The organism is Blastococcus sp. SYSU DS0510, assembly GCF_054050835.1.
The window spans coordinates 24376-42522 of record NZ_JBJHAC010000023.1; the positions used below are offsets into that span (position 1 = coordinate 24376).

At 75.7% G+C, this 18147-nt stretch carries 16 protein-coding genes and 1 pseudogene; 11 read left to right on the top strand and 6 right to left on the bottom strand.

Features of this window, described 5'->3' with window-relative positions:
- Nucleotides 1-64 precede the first annotated feature (64 nt).
- The 3 genes from ACI79P_RS17310 (at nt 65) to ACI79P_RS17320 (ending at nt 3448) form a co-directional block, all read left to right on the top strand.
- Nucleotides 65-805, top strand: a complete 741-nt coding sequence (locus tag ACI79P_RS17310; RefSeq protein WP_456582296.1) for a GAF domain-containing protein — start codon at nt 65-67, stop codon at nt 803-805.
- Nucleotides 802-2235: a PP2C family protein-serine/threonine phosphatase gene (locus ACI79P_RS17315; protein ID WP_456582297.1), complete on the top strand. Its 1434-nt coding sequence runs from the start codon at nt 802-804 to the stop codon at nt 2233-2235. Before ACI79P_RS17310 ends, ACI79P_RS17315 begins: the two co-directional genes overlap by 4 nt.
- A 91-nt stretch (nt 2236-2326) precedes the next feature.
- Entirely contained in the window at nt 2327-3448 is a 1122-nt protein-coding gene (locus tag ACI79P_RS17320; RefSeq protein WP_456582298.1) for a uroporphyrinogen-III synthase, read from the top strand.
- Here ACI79P_RS17320 and ACI79P_RS17325 read toward each other — a convergent pair.
- A complete protein-coding gene (locus tag ACI79P_RS17325) occupies nt 3445-4029 on the bottom strand; it encodes a GNAT family N-acetyltransferase (RefSeq protein ID WP_456582299.1) in 585 nt (194 codons plus the stop codon). The genes ACI79P_RS17320 and ACI79P_RS17325 overlap by 4 nt on opposite strands.
- Before the next feature lie 251 nt (nt 4030-4280).
- Here ACI79P_RS17325 and ACI79P_RS17330 point away from each other — a divergent pair, with 251 nt between their 5' ends.
- A complete protein-coding gene (locus tag ACI79P_RS17330) occupies nt 4281-5717 on the top strand; it encodes an MFS transporter (protein ID WP_456582300.1) in 1437 nt (478 codons plus the stop codon).
- 118 nt (nt 5718-5835) lie between these two features.
- Nucleotides 5836-6627 carry a hypothetical protein gene (locus tag ACI79P_RS17335; protein WP_456582301.1) on the top strand — a complete coding sequence of 264 codons (792 nt, stop codon included), beginning with the start codon at nt 5836-5838 and terminating at the stop codon, nt 6625-6627.
- A 118-nt stretch (nt 6628-6745) separates the two neighbouring features.
- Here the strand turns inward: ACI79P_RS17335 and ACI79P_RS17340 are convergent, their stop codons facing one another.
- Both ACI79P_RS17340 and ACI79P_RS17345 read right to left on the bottom strand, forming a co-directional pair.
- Complete coding sequence (locus ACI79P_RS17340; protein WP_456582302.1) at nt 6746-7372, bottom strand: class I SAM-dependent methyltransferase; 627 nt, start codon at nt 7370-7372, stop codon at nt 6746-6748.
- Complete coding sequence (locus ACI79P_RS17345) at nt 7369-8316, bottom strand: NAD(P)/FAD-dependent oxidoreductase (protein WP_456582303.1); 948 nt, start codon at nt 8314-8316, stop codon at nt 7369-7371. The genes ACI79P_RS17340 and ACI79P_RS17345 overlap by 4 nt, the downstream gene beginning before the upstream one ends.
- Nucleotides 8317-8384: 68 nt before the next feature.
- Between ACI79P_RS17345 and ACI79P_RS17350 the strand changes: the two genes are divergently transcribed.
- Together ACI79P_RS17350 and ACI79P_RS17355 are read left to right on the top strand one after the other, a co-directional pair.
- Entirely contained in the window at nt 8385-8960 is a 576-nt protein-coding gene (locus tag ACI79P_RS17350; RefSeq protein ID WP_456582304.1) for a helix-turn-helix domain-containing protein, read from the top strand.
- Nucleotides 8961-9090: 130 nt separating this feature from the next.
- Nucleotides 9091-9207, top strand: a pseudogene (locus ACI79P_RS17355) (DUF2000 family protein); the annotation flags it as partial.
- A 36-nt stretch (nt 9208-9243) separates the two neighbouring features.
- Here ACI79P_RS17355 and ACI79P_RS17360 read toward each other — a convergent pair.
- Genes ACI79P_RS17360 through ACI79P_RS17370 form a run of 3 tightly spaced genes read right to left on the bottom strand, consistent with a single transcriptional unit; the run spans nt 9244 to nt 14733 of the window.
- Entirely contained in the window at nt 9244-9570 is a 327-nt protein-coding gene (locus ACI79P_RS17360; RefSeq protein ID WP_456582305.1) for a Rieske (2Fe-2S) protein, read from the bottom strand.
- Nucleotides 9567-12137, bottom strand: a complete 2571-nt coding sequence (gene nirB, locus ACI79P_RS17365) for a nitrite reductase large subunit NirB (protein WP_456582306.1) — start codon at nt 12135-12137, stop codon at nt 9567-9569. Before nirB ends, ACI79P_RS17360 begins: the two co-directional genes overlap by 4 nt.
- 1 nt (nt 12138) lies before the next feature.
- Nucleotides 12139-14733 carry a molybdopterin oxidoreductase family protein gene (locus tag ACI79P_RS17370; RefSeq protein ID WP_456582307.1) on the bottom strand — a complete coding sequence of 865 codons (2595 nt, stop codon included), beginning with the start codon at nt 14731-14733 and terminating at the stop codon, nt 12139-12141.
- A 148-nt stretch (nt 14734-14881) separates the two neighbouring features.
- Between ACI79P_RS17370 and ACI79P_RS17375 the strand changes: the two genes are divergently transcribed.
- The 4 genes from ACI79P_RS17375 to ACI79P_RS17390 all read left to right on the top strand — a co-directional run bounded on the left by ACI79P_RS17375 (nt 14882) and on the right by ACI79P_RS17390 (nt 18112).
- The gene (locus ACI79P_RS17375; protein WP_456582308.1) at nt 14882-15676 is read left to right on the top strand and encodes a TetR/AcrR family transcriptional regulator C-terminal domain-containing protein; all 795 of its coding nucleotides are present in this window, start codon (nt 14882-14884) and stop codon (nt 15674-15676) included.
- 136 nt (nt 15677-15812) lie between these two features.
- The gene (locus ACI79P_RS17380; RefSeq protein ID WP_456582309.1) at nt 15813-16619 is read left to right on the top strand and encodes a DUF2382 domain-containing protein; all 807 of its coding nucleotides are present in this window, start codon (nt 15813-15815) and stop codon (nt 16617-16619) included.
- A 93-nt stretch (nt 16620-16712) separates the two neighbouring features.
- On the top strand, nt 16713-17330 hold the full coding sequence (locus tag ACI79P_RS17385) for a hypothetical protein (protein ID WP_456582310.1): 618 nt from the start codon (nt 16713-16715) through the stop codon (nt 17328-17330).
- Nucleotides 17331-17449: 119 nt separating this feature from the next.
- Nucleotides 17450-18112, top strand: a complete 663-nt coding sequence (locus tag ACI79P_RS17390) for an N-acetyltransferase (RefSeq protein ID WP_456582311.1) — start codon at nt 17450-17452, stop codon at nt 18110-18112.
- The last annotated feature ends 35 nt before the right edge of the window (nt 18113-18147 follow it).

Here is an 18147-nt window from a genome sequence, read left to right on the forward strand (position 1 = left end):
CCGAGCGGAGGGAGGACACCAGGTCGAGCAGGCGGCCGCGCACGCTCCACGTGGAAGGCGCCTCGTGAACGGCAAGCGAATCGCTGGTCCGGCCCTCCCCCTCACCGATGAACTCGCCGGGGTCTTCGCACGGATGTCGGGTCTCCTGCTCTCGGAGGAGACGGTCGAGACGTCGCTGAGCCTGCTCAGCTCGCTGGCCCACGAGACCGTGCCGGCTTCCTGCGGGGCCGGCGTCTCGGTGGTCGAGGCCGGTCACCGGGTCTCGTCCGGGTCGACCGACGACCGGGTGCGGGAGGCCGACGCCCGGCAGTACGAGCTCGACGAAGGCCCCTGCCTGGCCGCGGCGGCGATGCGCGAGGTGGTCCGCGTCGACGACGTGCGGCAGGAACCCCGCTGGCCTCGGTGGGCCGCCGCCGCGGACGCCCTCGGCCTGCGGGCCGCCCTGAGCGCTCCGCTCGTCGCCGGGAACACCGGCCTGGGAGCCATCAAGGTCTACGCCGACCGTCCCGGCGTCTTCGACCGGCGCAGCGAGCACCTGCTCACCCTCTTCTCCGCCCAGGCCGCGTTCCTCGTCGCGAACGTCCAGTCCCACGACCGGGCCCGCCGCCTCAGCGAGGGCATGCGTCAGGCGGTGCGCGACCGCGACGTCGTCAGCATGGCCAAGGGCGTGCTCATGGGCCGGCACGCCGTGGACGAGGACGCCGCCCTGCGCATGCTCGTCGCGCGGAGCCGGGACCGGGGCGTCGTCCTGGCCGACGCGGCGCGCGCGGTGGTCGACTCCGCTGCCCGCCACCGCCGGCTGTGACGCCGGACGCGCGGCAGCCGGCCCTGGCGGCCGGCTACGCACACGCCGGCCTGCAACTCGAGCAGCTGTGGGTGCGGTACTTCGCGCTGGGCGGCACCGCGGACCTCGTGGAGGTCGACGCCTACCTCAACGGCCTCGCCTCCGTCCCGGGCGACCAGCACGACCTCCTGGCGCACGCCGTGAACGAGCGGCTCGAGGAGCTGGTGACGCGCCACCGGGTGCCCTACACCCGCACCATCCGCACCGGGCGGCCGAGCGCCGGCCCGCTCGCCGCCGTCGTCACCCTCCTGGAGGTGGCGGGGGCCGTGCCGCCGGAGCGGCTCCCGGCCCTCGTCGCGGCCGCCGGCCGGATGCTCGGCGTCGACGTCGCCGTCCACCGCATCGACCACGAGCAGCGGTGCCTCGTGCGCCTCGGACCCCCGGTCGCCGGCGAGCGGGACCGGCTCGGGGTGGACAGCACGATGGCCGGCCGGGCGTTCCGCGCCGTGCAGGTGGTCTCCTCCGACCGGGAGGGCCGGCCGCGCCTGTGGGTGCCCGTGCTCGACGGCGCCGACCGGCTCGGGGTGCTGGAGGTCGGCGTCGAGGACGAGGCGGCCCTGTACGACCCGGCGCTGCGCGACCAGTGCCGGTGGCTGGCCTCGCTGCTCGGGCACGTCCTCGCCTCCACCGAGGCCTACGGGGACGAGCTGGAGCGCCCGCGGCGGACCCGGTCCATGTCGCCCGCGGCGGAGCTCGTCTGGCAGCAGCTACCCCCGCTCACCGCCGCCACGGAGTCCTTCGTGCTCGCCGGCCGGCTGGAACCCAGCTACGACGTCGGCGGCGACGCGTTCGACTACGCCCTGTCCGAGCGCACGGTGTCCCTCGGCATCTTCGACGCGATGGGCCACGGCATGCACGCCGGGCTCATGGCGGCGGCCGCGCTGGCCGGGTACCGCAGCGCCCGGCGGGACGGCCGGGGCGTGTTCGACCAGGCCGGCGCGATCGACGACGTCGTCTCCCGCTGCTTCCCACGGAGCGAGTTCGTCACCGGGGTCATCGGCGAGGTGGACCTGGAGTCCGGCCGGCTCCGGTACATCAATGCCGGGCACCCGGCACCGCTGCTGCTCCGCGGCGGCCGGGTGGTCAAGGAGCTCGAGGGCGGCCGGCGGGTGCCCTTCGGGCTGGAGACGGCGAGCCTGACGGTGGGTGAGGAGATGCTGCAGCCCGGCGACTGGCTGGCGCTCCACACCGACGGCATCACCGAGGCCCGCGACTCCGGCGGGACGTGGTTCGGGGAGCGACGCCTCGGCGAGTTCCTCACCCGGGCCATCGGCGCCGGCCAGCCCCCCGCGGAGACCGTCCGCCGGCTCACCGCCGCCGTCCTGGAGCACCAGGCCGGCCTCCTGCAGGACGACGCCACCGTGCTGCTGGCCCGGTGGAAGCAGCCGTGAGGGACCTCGCCGCGAGCGCCCTGGGACGGCCGGACACATCCCTGTAACCCCGAGGCCGCACCATGGACGGGCACCGGCGCGAGGGAGACACGTGACTGAGCAGGACGAGCAGCCGGCGGGGCCGGACCTCCCGCTGGCCGGGTACACCGTCGCGGTGACCGCGGCCCGCCGCAAGGAGGAGCTCGGAGCGCTGCTGGACCGGCGCGGCGCCCGGGTCGTCTACGCCCCGGCGATCCGCATCGTCCCGCTGGCCGACGACGCCGAGCTGGTCGCGGCGACGCGCCGGGTGCTCGAGGCCCCCGTGGACCTGGTCGTCGCCACGACGGGGGTGGGCTTCCGCGGCTGGCTGGAGGCCGCCGACGCGTGGGACCTGCCCCTGGTCGCGCACCTCTCCGGCTCGCGGGTGCTGGCCCGGGGCCCCAAGGCCCGCGGCGCCATCCGCGGCGGAGGGCTGGTCGACGCCTGGTCGCCGGAGTCGGAGTCCTCCGCCGAGGTGCTCGAGCACCTGCTGTCGGGGGCGGAGGGGCCGCTGGCCGGCCGGCGGATCGCCGTCCAGCTCCACGGCGACCCGCTGCCCGAGCTCGTCGCGGGGCTGCGGGAGAGCGGCGCCGAGGTGCTGACCGTGCCGGTCTACCGCTGGGTGCCGCCCGAGGACGTCACCCCGGTGCGCCGCCTGGTGACCGGCATCGTCGCCGGTGCGGTGGACGCGGTCACCTTCACCAGCGCCCCGGCCGCGGCGAGCCTGCTGCAGGTGGCCGAGGAGGCCGGGCAGCGGGAGGCGGTCGCGGCCGCCTTCGGCGACCGGGTGCTGGCGGTCGCCGTCGGCCCGGTGACGGCCGGCCCGCTGGACGCCGCCGGGATCAGCTCCTTCCAGCCGCTCCGCGCGCGGCTGGGCGCCCTGGCCCGCGAGGTCGTCGCGCGGCTGCCCGAGCGCGACCCGGTGCTGCAGGTCGGGCCGCACACGCTCCAGGTGCGTGGCCACGCCGCCGTCGTCGACGGGCAGGTGGTCGAGCTGCCACCCGGGCCGCTGGCGGTGCTGCGGGAGCTGGCCGGGCGACCGGGCCACGTCCTCCCCCGCACCGACCTGGTGGCCGCGCTGCCCGGCGGCGGCGACGGGCACGCCGTCGAGATGGCGGTGACCCGGTTGCGCGCGGCGCTCGGCGCCCCGCTGGTGGAGACGGTGGTCAAGCGCGGCTACCGGCTCGCGGTCTAGCGCTCCGGCCGGAGGTCGCGCCGCACCACCACCCGCGGGAAGCCGTTGAGGACGGAGTCGGTCTCGGCCACCGTGACGAAGCCGGCGCGCTCGAACAGCGACCGGGTGCCGACGTAGGCCATCGTCAGGTCGACCTTCCGCCCCTGGTTGTCGACCGGGTAGGCCTCCACCGCCGGGGCGCCGTGCTCGCGGGCGAACTCCACCGCCCCCGCGACCAGGTGGTGGGCCAGGCCGCTCCCCCGGTGCCCGGGCCGGACGCGGACGCACCACAGCGACCAGACGTCGAGGTCGTCGACGTGGGGGATCCTCCGGTTGCGGGCGAAGCTCGTGCCGGCCCGCGGGTGCACCGCGGCCCAGCCCACGACCTCCTCGCCGTCGTAGGCCAGCACCCCCGGGGGTGGGTCCTCCTGCACCAGCTCGCGCACCCGCTCACCCCGCGCCGGGCCGACCAGCTCCCGGTTCTCCTTCGACGTCGTCAGCCGGTAGCTGAGGCACCAGCACACGTTCGCGTCGGGACGCCTGGGGCCGAGCACGGTGGCCACGTCGGGGAAGCTCGTCGCCGGCCGGACCTGGATCGCCATGCCGGGATGGTGGCACCGGGCACCGACAGGACGTCAGCGGCGGGCCCCGGCTGCACCCCGAGTCGGCCGCCGCGAGCCGGGCGGCGCCGGACGTCATCACCGCCGGCACCCTCACCACTGCGCCGCCGCCCGGGTGAGCGGGTCGTTCCCGAGAGGTCACACGCGCGCGGCGGGTCGGAAACGGCCGGTTCCTAGCGTCGGGCGCCACAGGAGCCGCCCACCCCGCGGCCCCGGAGCCGAGGGATGCGCCCATGACCACCACCCCCACCGCCCGCCCCGCCGGCGAGGTGGCCGCGCCGGCCCCCGCCCCGCCCGCCGCGACCCGGCGGGGGTCCCGCTGGATCGACGACTACGACCCCGAGGACCCGCGCTTCTGGGGCTCGCCGCAGGGCCGCCCGGTGGCCCGGCGCAACCTGGTGTGGTCGGTGCTGGCCGAGAACATCGGTTTCAGCGTGTGGCAGATGTTCAGCGTCGCCACCGCGGTGCTCGCCTCGATCGGCTACGGCTTCACCAGCGACCAGCTCTTCTGGCTGGTGGCCACCGCGGGCCTGGTGGGCGCGATCATGCGGGTGCCCTACACGTTCATGCCGGCGCTGGTGGGCGGCCGGAACTGGACGGTGGTCAGCGCGGCGCTGCTGCTGGTCCCGGTCACCCTGCTGACCGTGGCGGCCACCACCGGGCAGCCCTACTGGTTCTGGGTGCTGACCGCGATCACCTGCGGCTTCGGCGGCGGCAACTTCGCCTCCTCGATGGCCAACATCTCGTTCTTCTACCCGGACAAGGAGAAGGGCTTCGCGCTCGGGCTCAACGCCGCCGGCGGGAACATCGGCGTCGCGATCATCCAGCTGGTCGGGCCGCTGGCGGTGACCGCCGGCGCGCTCGCCGTCGTCGGCGGCGGCACGGGGACGACGGAGGCCGGTGACTCCCGCTACGTGCAGAACGTGGCCCTCATCTGGGTGCCGTTCGTCGTGCTGGCGGTCGCGGGCGCCTGGTACGGCATGGACAACCTCGCGGGTGCCCGCGCCGACATCGCCGGGCAGGCCGCGATCGCCCGCCGCAGGCAGACCTGGGTGATGTCCTTCCTCTACATCGGCGCGTTCGGCTCCTTCATCGGCTTCTCCGGCGCCTTCCCCCTGGTGCTCGCCAACGAGTTCGCCGCCGACACCTACCGCTACGCCTTCCTCGGCCCGCTGGTCGGCTCGCTCTCGCGGCCCTTCGGCGGATGGCTGGCCGACCGGGTGGGCGGCGCGAAGGTCACCGTCGTCACCTTCGTCGGACAGGCCCTGGCGATCGGCGCGGCGATCGGGTTCCTGCGCGCCGGGAGCTTCGGCGGCTTCCTCGCCAGCTTCCTGGTGCTGTTCGCCGTGGTGGGCATGACCAACGGCTCCACCTACCGGATGATCCCGATCATCTACCGCGCCGAGGCCGCCGCCGATCACCCGGGGGAGACACCGGAGGCCGTGCTGTACCGCGCCCGGCGGGACACCGCGGCGGCCGTCGGCATCATCTCGGCGGTCGGCGCCCTGGGTGCGGTGTTCATCCCCCGCGTGGTCTCGGAGTCCTACGAGGCCACCGGCGGGGTGGAGACGGCGCTGCTGGCCTTCTGCGCCTTCTACGTCGTCTGCGTGGCGGTGACCTGGTTCGTCTACCTCCGGCGCGGCACGCTGATGCAGCGCGCCGGCGTCTGATGCGCCGCCGGGCCCGGCCCTCCCGGAGCCGGGCCCGGCGTCCCGCGCGTGGCCCGAGCGGGTGAGCCCGGCCCGCCCCGGGGTGGAGCCGCACCGCCGGAGCGACGAAGATCGCCGGGTGACCGCAGCCGAGGAGACCAGCACCGGGCGCACGCTCGTCGAGGCCGGCGCCCCGGTCGCGGGCTCGATGTGCTCCGCCGCGGCGACGGTGGTGTTCGAGCCCGCCGCCGCGCGCGTGCAGGTCGACGACGCGTTCGCCGCGGTGCTGCGCGCCGCCGCGGAGGACGCCGCCGCCATCCCGGTGGCGCGCGAGCGGGTGCGGGCCGGGGCCGCCCTGGCCTTCGCCGTCGAGCACGCGGTGACGGTGCACCGCGCCGGCCGGGCGGTGCGGACCGACGCCTTCTTCGCCGGCCGCCCCGGCAACCGGCCGGTGGCCGAGGAGGTGACCGAGGCGGTGGTGCTCGCCGCCCGCGCGTCCACCGACGAGCGCCGGGTCCGCCATCTGGGCTACCTGCTGGCCGAGGTCGCCGTCTCCCCCGACATCGACGCCGAGCTCGTCGGCCGGGCGCTGCGGCTGGCCGGCACGCTCGGCTGGCGGCAGCTCGCGCTGCTGGCCGCCGTCGGCCGGCGGGACCGCGTGCCGCTGCCCATGACGCCGCTGGACGACGACCCGCGGGCGTGGACGGCGTGGGGCGCCCGGGAGGACGTCGCGGAGCTCCAGCGCGCCGGGCTGCTCGACCCGCCGCCGGCCCAGCCCCGGCCCGGCGGGGCGGCGCTGCCCCGCCTGCGGATGGCCGACCTGCGGCTCACGCGCCGCGGGGTGCTCGTGCACCGGCTGCTCGTGCTCGAGGTCCTGCGGGAGGGCGCGGTGACCGCCGCCCTCGCCGAGCTGGGGCTCCCGCGCAGCTGAGCGCCGCCCGGCCAGGGGAAGGACTGCTGCTCGGGCCATGTCGCCCTCTGCCCCGCCCGCGTGGGCAGAGAGCGACGCCCTCGCACGGGAGGTCGTGCAGGCGGCCGGGCCGGTGCGGTCAGCGTCGCCGCCGCGCGACGAGCACCGTGTCGGGCACCGGGTTGCCGGTCCGTTGCGCCGCCCCGTGGTCCCGCTCGCGGCTCTCGGTGACGACGTCGGACCACTCCCCCGGCTCGAGCGCCGCCGCGACGTCCTCGGCGGTGTAGAGCACGCCGGGGTCGTGCGCGTGGTGCTGCCCGTGGCTCCGGTCGTCGCCGAGCAGGTGGCCGACCACGAGCAGGGTGCCGCCCGGGGCCACCGCGGCCGCCAACCGCCGGAACACGCCGACGCGGTCGGTCCAGGTCGCGTGCAGGTAGTGCGCCGTCACGAGGTCGAAGGCGCCGGCCGGCGGCTGCCACGCGTCGAGGTCGGCGGGCAGCCACTCCACCCGGTCCGCCAGCCCCCGCGCCCGCGCCGCCGCGGCGCCGCGCTGCAGGGCCACCGGAGAGAAGTCCACCGCCGTGACCCGCCAGCCCCGCTCGGCGAGCCACAGGGCGTCCCCGCCCTCGCCGCTGCCGGCGTCGAGCGCGGTTCCGGCCGGGAGCCCGGCCGCCTCGACGACGAGCTGCCGGTTGGGCCGGCCGCTCCAGACGGCCGGGGCCGACCGGTACAGCTCGTCGTAGGTCTCGCGGTCGGTGGCCCTCACGCCGCCACCGCCCGACGCCGGGCCACCGCTGCCCGGGTGTCCTCCTGGATCAGGTCGGCGTTGATCATCGCCCCGGCCCGGAGCCCCTGGGCGGCGGCGACGATGACCTGCGCGCTCAGGTCGCCCGCGTTCCCGGCCACCCACACGCCGGGCACGTCGGTGCGCCCGGTCGGGTCGGCGGGCAGGTGGGTGCCCATCACCGCACCGTGCATCTCCATCGGCACCGGCACCGCACCGAGGTCGGCGAGCAGTTCGGCGTTGGCGACGAACCGCGGTGCGACGACGACGGCGTCCCGGGCGACCAGCTCACCGGTGGCGAGCCGGACGTCCGCGCCGCCCTCCAGCCCGGCCACCGCGCCGCGCACGACGCGCACCCCGCGGGCCGCCAGCTGCTCGTGCTCCTCGTCGCCCGGCTCGGCGCCGGAGTGCACGAAGAGGACGACGTCCTCGGTCCACTGCCGCCACAGCAGCGCCGCGTAGGCGCCCATCGGGCCGGTGCTCACGATGCCGACGGCCCGGTCGCGGACCTCCCAGCCGTGGCAGTACGGGCAGTGCAGCACCGTCCCGCCCCAGCGCTCCGCGACCCCCGGGAGCTCGGGCAGGTCGTCGGTGAGGCCGGTGGCCAGCAGCAGCCGGCGGGCGCCCACGGAGCCGCCGTCCTCGAGGGCGACCCGGAACCCGTCGTCCTCGCGCCGCACCGACACGACCCGGCCGGGGACCACGGACCCGCCGTAGCCCTCGACCTCGGCGCGGCCGATCGCGTACAGCTCGGCGGGGGGCGTTCCCTCCCGGCCGAGGTAGTTGTGCACGTGCCCGGCGGGGGCGTTGCGCGGCTCGCCCGCATCCACCACCAGCACGCTGCGCCGGGCGCGGGCCAGGGTGAGCGCTCCGCCCAGCCCCGCCGCCCCGCCACCGATGACCACCACGTCGTAGCTGTCGTCCATGGGGCCCACTGTCGGCCGGCGACCGGCTCGCTGGCAAACACGCTTGCCGGAATGGCAAAGTGGCGGCCATGACCGATGACGACGTCCTGCAGAACGTCGGCACACGGCTGCGGGCGCTGCGCGGGGAGAGCGGGCGCACGCTGGCCGAGGTCGCCGGCGCCACCGGTATCTCGGTGAGCACGCTGTCGCGGCTGGAGTCCGGTGGCCGCCGGCCGACGCTCGAGCTCCTCCTGCCGCTCGCGCGCACCTACGGCGTCGCCCTCGACGACCTGGTGGATGTCGCCCCGCCGGCGGACCCGCGGGTGCACGGGCACCCGATCACGCGGGACGACGGCATGACGATGGTGCCGCTGACCCGCCAGTCCGGTGGCCTGCAGGCCTACAAGATGCTGCTCCCGGCCCGGTGGCGGGTGAGCGACACCGACCAGAAGACCCACGAGGGCTACGAGTGGCTCTACGTGCTCTCGGGGCGCATCCGCCTGCTCCTCGGACCCCGCGACTTCGTGCTCGGCCCGGGCGAGGTGGTCGAGTTCGACACCCGGGTGCCGCACACCTTCTCCAACCCGTTCCCGGAACCGGCCGAGGGGCTGGTCCTCTTCGGCCCGCAGGGCGAGCGCATGCACGTGCGCGCCCGCCCGGCCTGAGGCGCCGCTCCGCGGAACGGGGGCGAGCGCTGCTCGGGCCGAGCGGGCGTAGGCGGCCGGCGTCGGCGCCAGCATCCGGCGGAAGTGCCGGGTCAGGTGCGCCTGGTCGTAGCAGCCCGCCGCCGTCCCCGAGCTGATCGGGCGCCCGTACGAGGACGCCGACGGCACGCGGTACCCGGCCATGATCCGGCAGCCGGTGCTCGTGATGACCGGTCGGCCGGACGTGCTCCACGGCGCGGGAGCGCGCGGTGCGGCGCGGGCTGCCGACGTCGGTGCTCACCACTCAGAGCGTCACCACGAGCGCGCCCTCCTCCTCGTGCACGGGGAACACGCGGATCGGCGCCGTGCCGGAGGTCGAGGCGCCGTCGGCCCACCGGTAGGCGTACTGGTGCAGCGGGCACACCAGCACGTCGACGTCGGTCTGCCCGTCGGCGAGCGGGCCCCCCGCGTGCGGGCAGGCCGCCTGGGTGGCGTGCAGCGAGCCGTCGCGCAGCCGGAACACCGCCACCTGCTCGCCGCCGACCACGAACGTCCGCCCCTCCCCCGGCGGGACCTCCGCCACGCTGCCCACCACGTGCGCCGTCGCGGCCCGCTCGTCGATGAGGCTCATCGACCCACCCCCGGTGCCGAACCGGACGCCTGCGGCGCGCGCGTCACCGGCACCTCCGGCAGCGCGACCAGCGGCAGGGCGGGCCGGAACTGGCCGGGGGTGGCCGGCTCGACCGCGTCCTGGCCCCACGGGTCGCGGTAGGCGTCGATCGATCGCTGGATCCCCGCGTCGAGGTCGGCGCAGATGCCCTCGCCGTCCTCCAGCAGCACGTGCTGGAGCTTCGCCAGCCCGACCCGGGGCACGAAGTCGTAGGTGCGCTCCAGCCAGTTGGCGTTCTCCCGGTAGTACTGCATGAACCGGCCGGCCAGGGTGAGCACGGCGTCGCGACCGTCGACGGTGGCCAGCAGGTCGCCCTTGCGGACCGTCGCCCCGGCGGCGCCGCCGACGTAGACCTCCCACCTCCCGTTGCCGACCGCGACGACGCCGACGTCCTTCACGTAGGCCTCGGCGCAGTTGCGCGGGCAGCCGACGACGGCGAGCTTCATCTTCGCCGGGCTCTCGATGCCCTGGAACCGGGTCTCGAGGTCGATGCCGAGCTGGGTGGAGTCGTCCAGGCCGAACCGGCAGAACTCCGAGCCGACGCAGGTCTTCACGGTCCGGAAGCTCTTCCCGTAGGCGTAGCCCGAGGGCATGCCGAGGTCGGACCACATGGCCGGCAGGTCCTCCTTGCGGACACCGAGCAGGTCGATCCGCTGGCCCCCGGTCACCTTGACCATCGGCACCTCGTACGTCTCGGCGACGTCGGCGATCCGCCGCAGCTGGGCCGGCGTCGTCACCCCGCCCTTCATCTGGGGGACGACGGAGAAGGTGCCGTCGCGCTGGATGTTGGCGTGGACGCGGTCGTTGATGAACTCGCCGTCCTTCTCCGGCACGACGTCGTGGCCCCAGATCATCTTCAGCAGCGACGTGAGGCCCATCTTCGACTTCGCGTCGTCCTTGCCGTCGGGAGCGAGGGCGGCGAAGACCGCGGACACGCTGCGCAGGTCGCGCTCGCGGATGGCCCGCATCAGCTCCGGCTTGGGCATCGGGATGCCGGGCACGTAGTAGGACGCAGCGGGGTCCTCGGCGAGATCGCCGCCGGCGGCCCACTCGACGATCTGCGTGACCAGCGCCTTGCAGGAGCCGCACCCCTTGCCGGCGCGGGTGCGGTCCATGACCTCGCCGACGCTCCCGCAGCCCCCGGAGACCGCCCCGCAGATGTCGCCCTTCGACACCCCGTTGCAGTTGCAGACCTGGGAGTCCGCCGGCATCTCGGCGACGCCGACCTCCGCCGCACCGTCGGAGAGGTCGACCAGCAGGCGGATGCGCTCCTCGGGCAGCGGGGAGCCCCGGTCGAAGGCCTGGGTGAGGTAGGCGACCTTGCGGGTGTCGCCGAGCAGGGTCGCCCCGACGAGCGCGCCGTCGCGGATCACCACCGACAGGTGCACCCCCCGCCGGGGCTCGGAGATGACCAGGAACTCGTCGTCGTCCCGCTCGGGGCTGCTCACCCCCATCACGGCGACGTCCACGCCGGCGACCTTCAGCTTCGTCGCCGTCCGGCTGCCGTGGTACTCGGCGGCGGGGTCGGTCCCGGTGAGGACGTCGGCCAGGACCTTCGCGTGCTCCCACGCCGGCGCGACGAGCCCGTAGACCTCGCCGCGGTGCTGGGCGCACTCCCCGATGGCGTAGACGTCGGGGTCGTCGGTGCGCAGCTGGTCGTCGACGACGACCGCCCGCTGCACCTCCAGCCCCGAGCGGACGGCGACGTCGGTGTGCGGGCGCACCCCGGCGGCGACCACGAGCAGGTCGCAGTCCAGCCGCCGGCCATCCTTCAGCAGCACCCCCTCGACGTGCTCCTCGCCCAGCACCTCGGTGGCCAGGACGTCCAGGTGGACGGTGATGCCGAGCTGCTCGACGCTGCGCTTGAGGATGCCGCCGGCCTCGGCGTCGAGCTGGGCGTTCATGAGCCACGGCATCGCGTGCACCAGCTCCACCTGGAGACCGTGCCCCTGCAGGGCGCGCGCCGCCTCCAGCCCGAGCAGCCCGCCGCCCATGACGACCGCGCGGCGGCAGCGCCCGGTCGCGGCGAGCAGCGCGCGGGTCTCGTCGATGGTGCGGAAGCCGTACACGCCCGGGAGCAGCTCGCCGTCCTCGCGGCGCACGCCGGTCATCGGGGGGATGAAGGAGTAGCTGCCCGTGGCGAGCACCAGGTGGTCGTAGGCGGTGACGCTGCCGTCGGCGGCGTGCACCTGCTTGGCCGCGGTGTCGATCCGCTCGACCCGGACGCCGGCGCGCAGGTCGATCCCGGAGTCGGCGTACCAGTCGTGGGAGTTGAGCACGATCTCGTCCTCGTGCGACTCCCCGGCGAGCACCGGGCTCAGCATGATCCGGTTGTAGTTGCCGTGCGGCTCGTCGCCGAAGACGGTGATGCGGAACTGGTCGCCGCCGCCGCGCTCGAGGACCTCCTCCACGAAGCGGGCGCCGGCCATGCCGTTGCCGACCACGACCAGCCGGCCGCGGGCATCGAGGTCGTCGTCCAGGTGCAGGGCGGTGGCGCCGGCCAGGCGGGCCCCGAGGATCGCCGTCATGTCAGACCTCCACCAGTCCCAGGTCGACCACCAGCTCACCGGTGACGCCCTCGGGGGCTGCGGCGTGCAGCTCGAGCACCGAGCCCCCCGGCAGGTCCTCGACCACGCGCAGCGGCACGTGCGTGTCGGCCTTCGCCCCGATCGGGAACCAGCGCACCGGCTCGCCGTCGCGTAGCAGCAGCACGTAGACCAGCTCGGCGGTCGCGTTGCCGCCGCGGAAGTACAGCGCCTGCGCGCTGCAGCCGGCGGGCACCGTGTAGCGCAGCGCCGGGTCGACGGGTCCGGGCTTGGCCAGCCCCTCCCCGGTGATCGGGAAGACGCCTTGCAGGAAGCGCGGGGTGCTCTTCACGGGGGTTCTCCTGGTCGTCGAGGAGCGGGTCGTGCGGGACGGCGGGCGCGGGACGGGGCCGACCGCGGGCCGGTGGTCCGCGGGCCGGGGCTGGGTGGTGGCCGGGGGCGGGGGGAAGCGCTCCTCCGGCCCGCCGACGCGGGTGACGGCGACGGCGCAGACCTTGAAGGGCGGCATCTTCGACGTCGGGTCGAGCGCACCGGCGTCGGTGAGGGCGTTGGTGCCGGCCCAGTGGAACGGCACGAAGACCACGTCGGGCCGGATGGTGTCGGTCACCTGCGCGTGGAAGCGGGCGCGTCCCCGGCGGGTGGCGAGCTCGACGACGTCGTCCTGCGCGATGCCCAAGCGCCGGGCGAGGTCGGGGTGCAGCTCGGCGCGGGGTGCGGGGGCGACCAGCTGCAGGCTCCGCGTCCGCCGGGTCTGGGTGCCCGACTGGTACTGGGCCAGGACCCGGCCGGTGGTCAGCACGTAGGGGTGCTCGGCGTCGGGCCGCTCGTGCGCGTCGACGTGCTCCACGCGCAGGAAGCGAGCCCGCCCGTCGGGGGTGGCGAAGCGCTCGGTGAACAGCCGTGGCGTGCCGGGGTGGTCGGCGGCCGGGCAGGGCCAGAAGACGCCGCGCTCCTCGTCGATGCGCCGGTAGCTGATGCCCGCGTAGTCCGCCGTCCCTCCCGCGCTGGCCCGGCGCAGCTCCTCGAAGACCGTCTCCGGGTCGCCGCTGAAGTTCTGCGCCCCGAGCCGGCCGGCCAGCGTGGCGAGGAGCTGCAGGTCGTCGGGGACGCCCTCCGGGGGGTCGAGCGCCCGCCGACGGCGGATCACCCGGCCCTCGAGGTTGGTCATCGTGCCGGCCTCCTCCGCCCACATGGCGCTGGGCAGCACCACGTCGGCGAGCTCGGCGGTCTCGGAGAGGAAGAAGTCGCTGACGGCGAGGAAGTCCAGGTCGCCGAGCCGGCTGACCACCCGGCGTGCGTCGGGGGCGGAGACGGCGACGTTGGAGGCGAGCACCAGCAACGTGCGCACCCCGCCGTCGGTGCCGAGGGCGTCCAGCAGCTCGAAGGCGCTCGTCCCCGGCATCGGGAGCTCGTCGGGGTCCACGCCCCAGACGGCGGCGACGTGCGCGCGGGCGGCGGGGTCGGCCAGCGACCGGTAGCCGGGCAGCTGGTCGGCCTTCTGGCCGTGCTCGCGGCCGCCCTGCCCGTTGCCCTGGCCGGTGATCGTGCCCCAACCGCTGCCGCGCCGGCCCGGCAGGCCGAGGGCGAGCGCGAGGTTGATCCACGCCTGCGCGGTGTCGGTGCCGCTGCGGTGCTGCTCGGCCCCGCGCGCGGTCAGGATCATCGCCTTCTCCGCGCGGGCCAGGGCGAAGACGGTGCGCCGCTGGTCGGCGACGGGCACGCCGGTGAGCCGCTCCACCCGGTCGGGCCAGTACGCCGCCACGCCGGCCCGGACCTCGTCGAAACCGGTCGTGCGGGCGGCGACGTACTCCTCGTCCACCAGGCCCTCGGCGACCGCGAGGTGCAGCAGCCCGTTGGCCAGCGCCAGGTCGGTGCCGGGCAGCGGCTGCAGGTGCAGGGCGGCGCTGCGGGCGGTGGCGGTGCGGCGGGGGTCGACGACGACGTGCTGCGCGCCGCGCTCCCGGCCGGCGTCGAACCACTGCATCGCCGGCGGCATGGTGTCGGCCGGGTTGCTGCCCACCAGGACGACGACGTCGGCCTCGGCGATGTCGGAGAGCGGGAAGGGCAGCCCGCGGTCCAGGCCGAAGGCGCGGTTCGCCGCCCCCGCCGCCGACGACATGCAGAACCGGCCGTTGTAGTCGATGGCGCTGGTGCGCAGGGCGACACGGGCGAACTTGCCGAACTGGTAGGCCTGCTCGTTGGTCAGGGAGCCGCCGCCGAAGCAGCCGACGGCGTCGCGGCCGTGCCGGGCCTGGGTGCGCCGGATCGCGGCGACGACCCGGTCCAGCGCCTCCTCCCACGTGGACTCGACCAGCGGGCTGGTGCGGTCGCCGGGCACCGCGCGGACCAGCGGCCGGGTGAGCCGCTCCGGGTGGTCGAGCAGGTCGACGGCCGACCAGCCCTTGGAGCACAGCCCGCCGCGGTTGGTCGGGAAGTCCAGCGGCAGCAGAGTGGCCGGGCGGTCTCCCGCGGTGACCGCCATCCCGCACTGCAGGGAGCAGTAGGGGCAGTGGGTGCTAGTCGTCCGCGAGGCCCGCGCACCGGGGGCGGTGGCGGCGGAGGGTGCGGTGGCGGACACGGGAACCAGCGTGCGGCGCGGGCGTTTCCCTTCGTGGACCCCGACGTCAACGCTGGGTTCCGTCCCCCTCACACGAGGGCCGCCGCCCCCGTGCGGTCGCCCGCCGCGCATCATCACCGGCACGTCCCGCCGAGCGAGGGAGAGCGCGATGACCGAGCCGGACCCGGCGGCCGACCCCGACAGCCCCGAGGGACGCGGCGGTGCGGCCGCGACCGTGCCGGCCGCTCCGCCCGGTGCCGGGCGGGCGGGGCTCGACCGCCGCCGCATCCTCGGCGCGGCCGTCGAGTACATCGACGCGAACGGCCTGGGCGCGCTCACGATGCGGCGGCTCGGGGCCCACCTCGGCGTGGAGGCGATGGCGCTGTACCGCTACGTGCCCGGCCGCGAGCAGCTGCTCGACGGGGTGGTGGAGTCGGTGGTCGACGAGCTCTACGGCGACCCCGACGTGCACCTGAGCGCGGCGCACGGCTGGCAGGACTACCTGCAGCGCCTGGCGCACGGGGTCCGGCGGATCGCCCTCGCCCACCCCGAGGTCTTCCCCCTGGTCGCCACGCGGCCGCCGGCGGCCCCGTGGGTCCGCCCGCCGCTGCGCAGCCTCCGCTGGGTCGAGTCCTTCCTCGACACCCTGATCGGCAGCGGCTTCACCGAGGACGCCGCGGTCGCGGCGTACCGCGCCTACTCCAGCTTCCTCCTGGGGCACCTGCTCCTCGAGGTCTCCCAGAAGGGGGTGAAGATCAGCCCGGAGGACCGGCCCGACGGCGCGCCGGACGCCGCCGCGGGCACGGACCTCAGCGCCTATCCCACCGTCGTGCGGCTCGAGTCCCTGCTGTCCCTGGACGAGTCGGCCGCCGAGTTCGAGGAGGCGCTGGAGAACCTGCTGGGGCGGCTGGAGGTCGTGCGAGCGGAGGGCCGCACCCCGCGCCGCGGGGATCCGCGGGGCTGAGGCGCACGCCCGGGAGCACGCGGTCGGTTGTTTACAACGTAAATCTGCGGGCACCGCTCCTGGTGTCCCCGTCCGCGCGACGCCGCGCAGAAACGGGGGACCGTTCCCCCGTTCCCGGCACCCCAGGAGTACGCGCATGATCACCGAGCACCAGCTGAGCGACGTCATCGGCAGCACCGCCATGGGCCCCGACGGCAAGCTGGGCACCGTCAGCGAGGTCTACCTCGACGACGAGACCGGCCGCCCCGAGTGGGCCACCGTCCGCACCGGGCTGTTCGGCACCAAGGAGGCCTTCGTGCCCCTGGCCGACGCCGACATCACCGGCGAGGAGCTGCGGGTGCCCTACGACAAGGCGAAGGTCAAGAACGCCCCGCACATCGACTCCGAGGGCCACCTCTCCCCCGCCGAGGAGACCGAGCTCTACCGGTACTACGGCCTCACCGCCGGAGGGGCCGGCACCGGCGTCCCCGGCGAGGTCACCGACACCACGCGGGCGACCACGCCGACCGGCGACGCCACCCACGGCACCGTCGGCCACGACACCTCCGGGCCCACGACCGACGACGCGATGACCCGCTCGGAGGAGCAGCTCCACATCGGTACCCAGCGCGTGGAGACCGGTCGCGCCCGGCTGCGCAAGTACATCGTCTCGGAGAACGTCTCCCGGACCGTGCCGGTGTCGCACGAGGAGATCCGCGTCGAGCGCGAGCCGATCACCGACGCCAACGTCGGCGACGCGCTCGAGGGGCCGGCGATCTCCGAGGAGGAGCACGAGGTCGTGCTGCGCGGCGAGCGCCCCGTCGTGGAGAAGGAGGCCGTGCCGGTCGAGCGCGTCCGCCTGGACACCGAGACCGTCACCGAGCAGGCGACCGTCACCGAGCAGGTCCGCAAGGAGCAGGTGGAGCTGGACGTCGACGACACCGGCACCGGCACCCGCCGCTGACCCGGATCCCCGGCCGGCGGCATCGGGGCGCTTCCCGGCGCACCGACGCCGCCGGCCCCCGCACCCGCCGTCCCCTCCCGGAGGAGCCCAGCCATGTCCACACCCGCTTCCGCCCACGGCGACGACGCCGGCATCCGACCGGACGGCGCGCACCCCACCCGCGGCGCCGGCCGTGACGCCGTCGACGCCCAGCACTCCCGCTACGGCGGCATCAAGTGGGGCGCGGCGTTCTTCGGCTGGCTCTCCGCCAACGGCCTCGCCGTCCTGCTCATCGCCCTGATCAGCGCCGCCGGGGTGGCCCTGGGCCTGACGCAGGGCGTCCCGTCGGTCGAGGAGGCCACCCAGCAGGCGGGCACGATCGGCATCGTCGGCGCGATCGTCCTGCTGGTCGTGCTCTTCCTCGCCTACCTGGCGGGCGGCTACGTCGCCGGCCGGATGGCGCGCTTCGACGGGGCCCGCCAGGGCATCGCCGTGTGGGTCATCGGCCTGCTCGTCGTCCTGGCGCTCGCCCTCGCCGGCGTCCTCTTCGGCTCGCAGTACAACGTGCTCCAGCAGCTGAACCTGCCGCGCATCCCGATCGACGAGGGGACCGCCACGACCGGCGGGATCATCGCCCTGGTCGCGGTCCTCGTGGTGACCCTGCTCGGCGCGATCCTCGGCGGCAAGCTCGGCGAGCGGTACCACCGGAAGGTCGACCGCGCGGGCTTCTGAACGGACCCCCGGCCCCCCACTCGCACGCTCGCGGCGGGACCCTGCAGGGGGCCGGCGCGCACGGGGGCCGTCCTACCCGGGGCGGCCCCCTTCGTCGTCGGGCGTGGTGGGATCAGGGGGTGACCCCTCCAGGCCCGGTCGTCCGGCGGATCGACGACCCCGACGAGCCCGGCCCCGACGTCCGCGTCGCCGAGCAGCGCGACGTGCCGGCGATCGCCGCGACCCTCACCGTCGCCCTGGCCGACTCGCGCTGGACCCGGTGGGCACTGCCCGACGACGGCCGCATGCAGCGGCTCACCCGGCTCCACGAGCTGGACGCCGCCCACCGCGGGGTGGCCACCGGCACCGCCTGGGTGACCGAGGACCGCGATGCCGTCGCCGTCTGGGAGCCGCCGGCCGGCGCGCCCGGCACCCGCCCCCTGCCCGAGGACGTCCGGGCCGCCCTGGCGCGCGAGCTCCCCTACCTCTCCGCCGACCGCGCGCGGGTGGTGGCCGAGACCGAGGCGCTGGTGACCGCGGCGCTGCCCGACCGGCCGCACTGGCGGCTTCGGCACCTCGGTGTCCGGCCGTCGTCACGCCGCAGGGGGCTGGCCGCCGCCGTGCTCGCGCCGGTGCTGGTGCGCTGCGACGTCGACAGGACACCCGCCGCCGCCGCGGTGTTCGGCTGGGCCAACGTGCGCTTCTTCCGCGGCTTCGGCTTCCAGGTCACCGAGACCACCCGCACCAGCGACGACGAGCTGCCGCTGTGGGTGCTCGTCCGCGAACCGCTCTCGCTCAGCTGACCGCCGGCCGCGAGGCCGCTCCACCGACCCCGGAG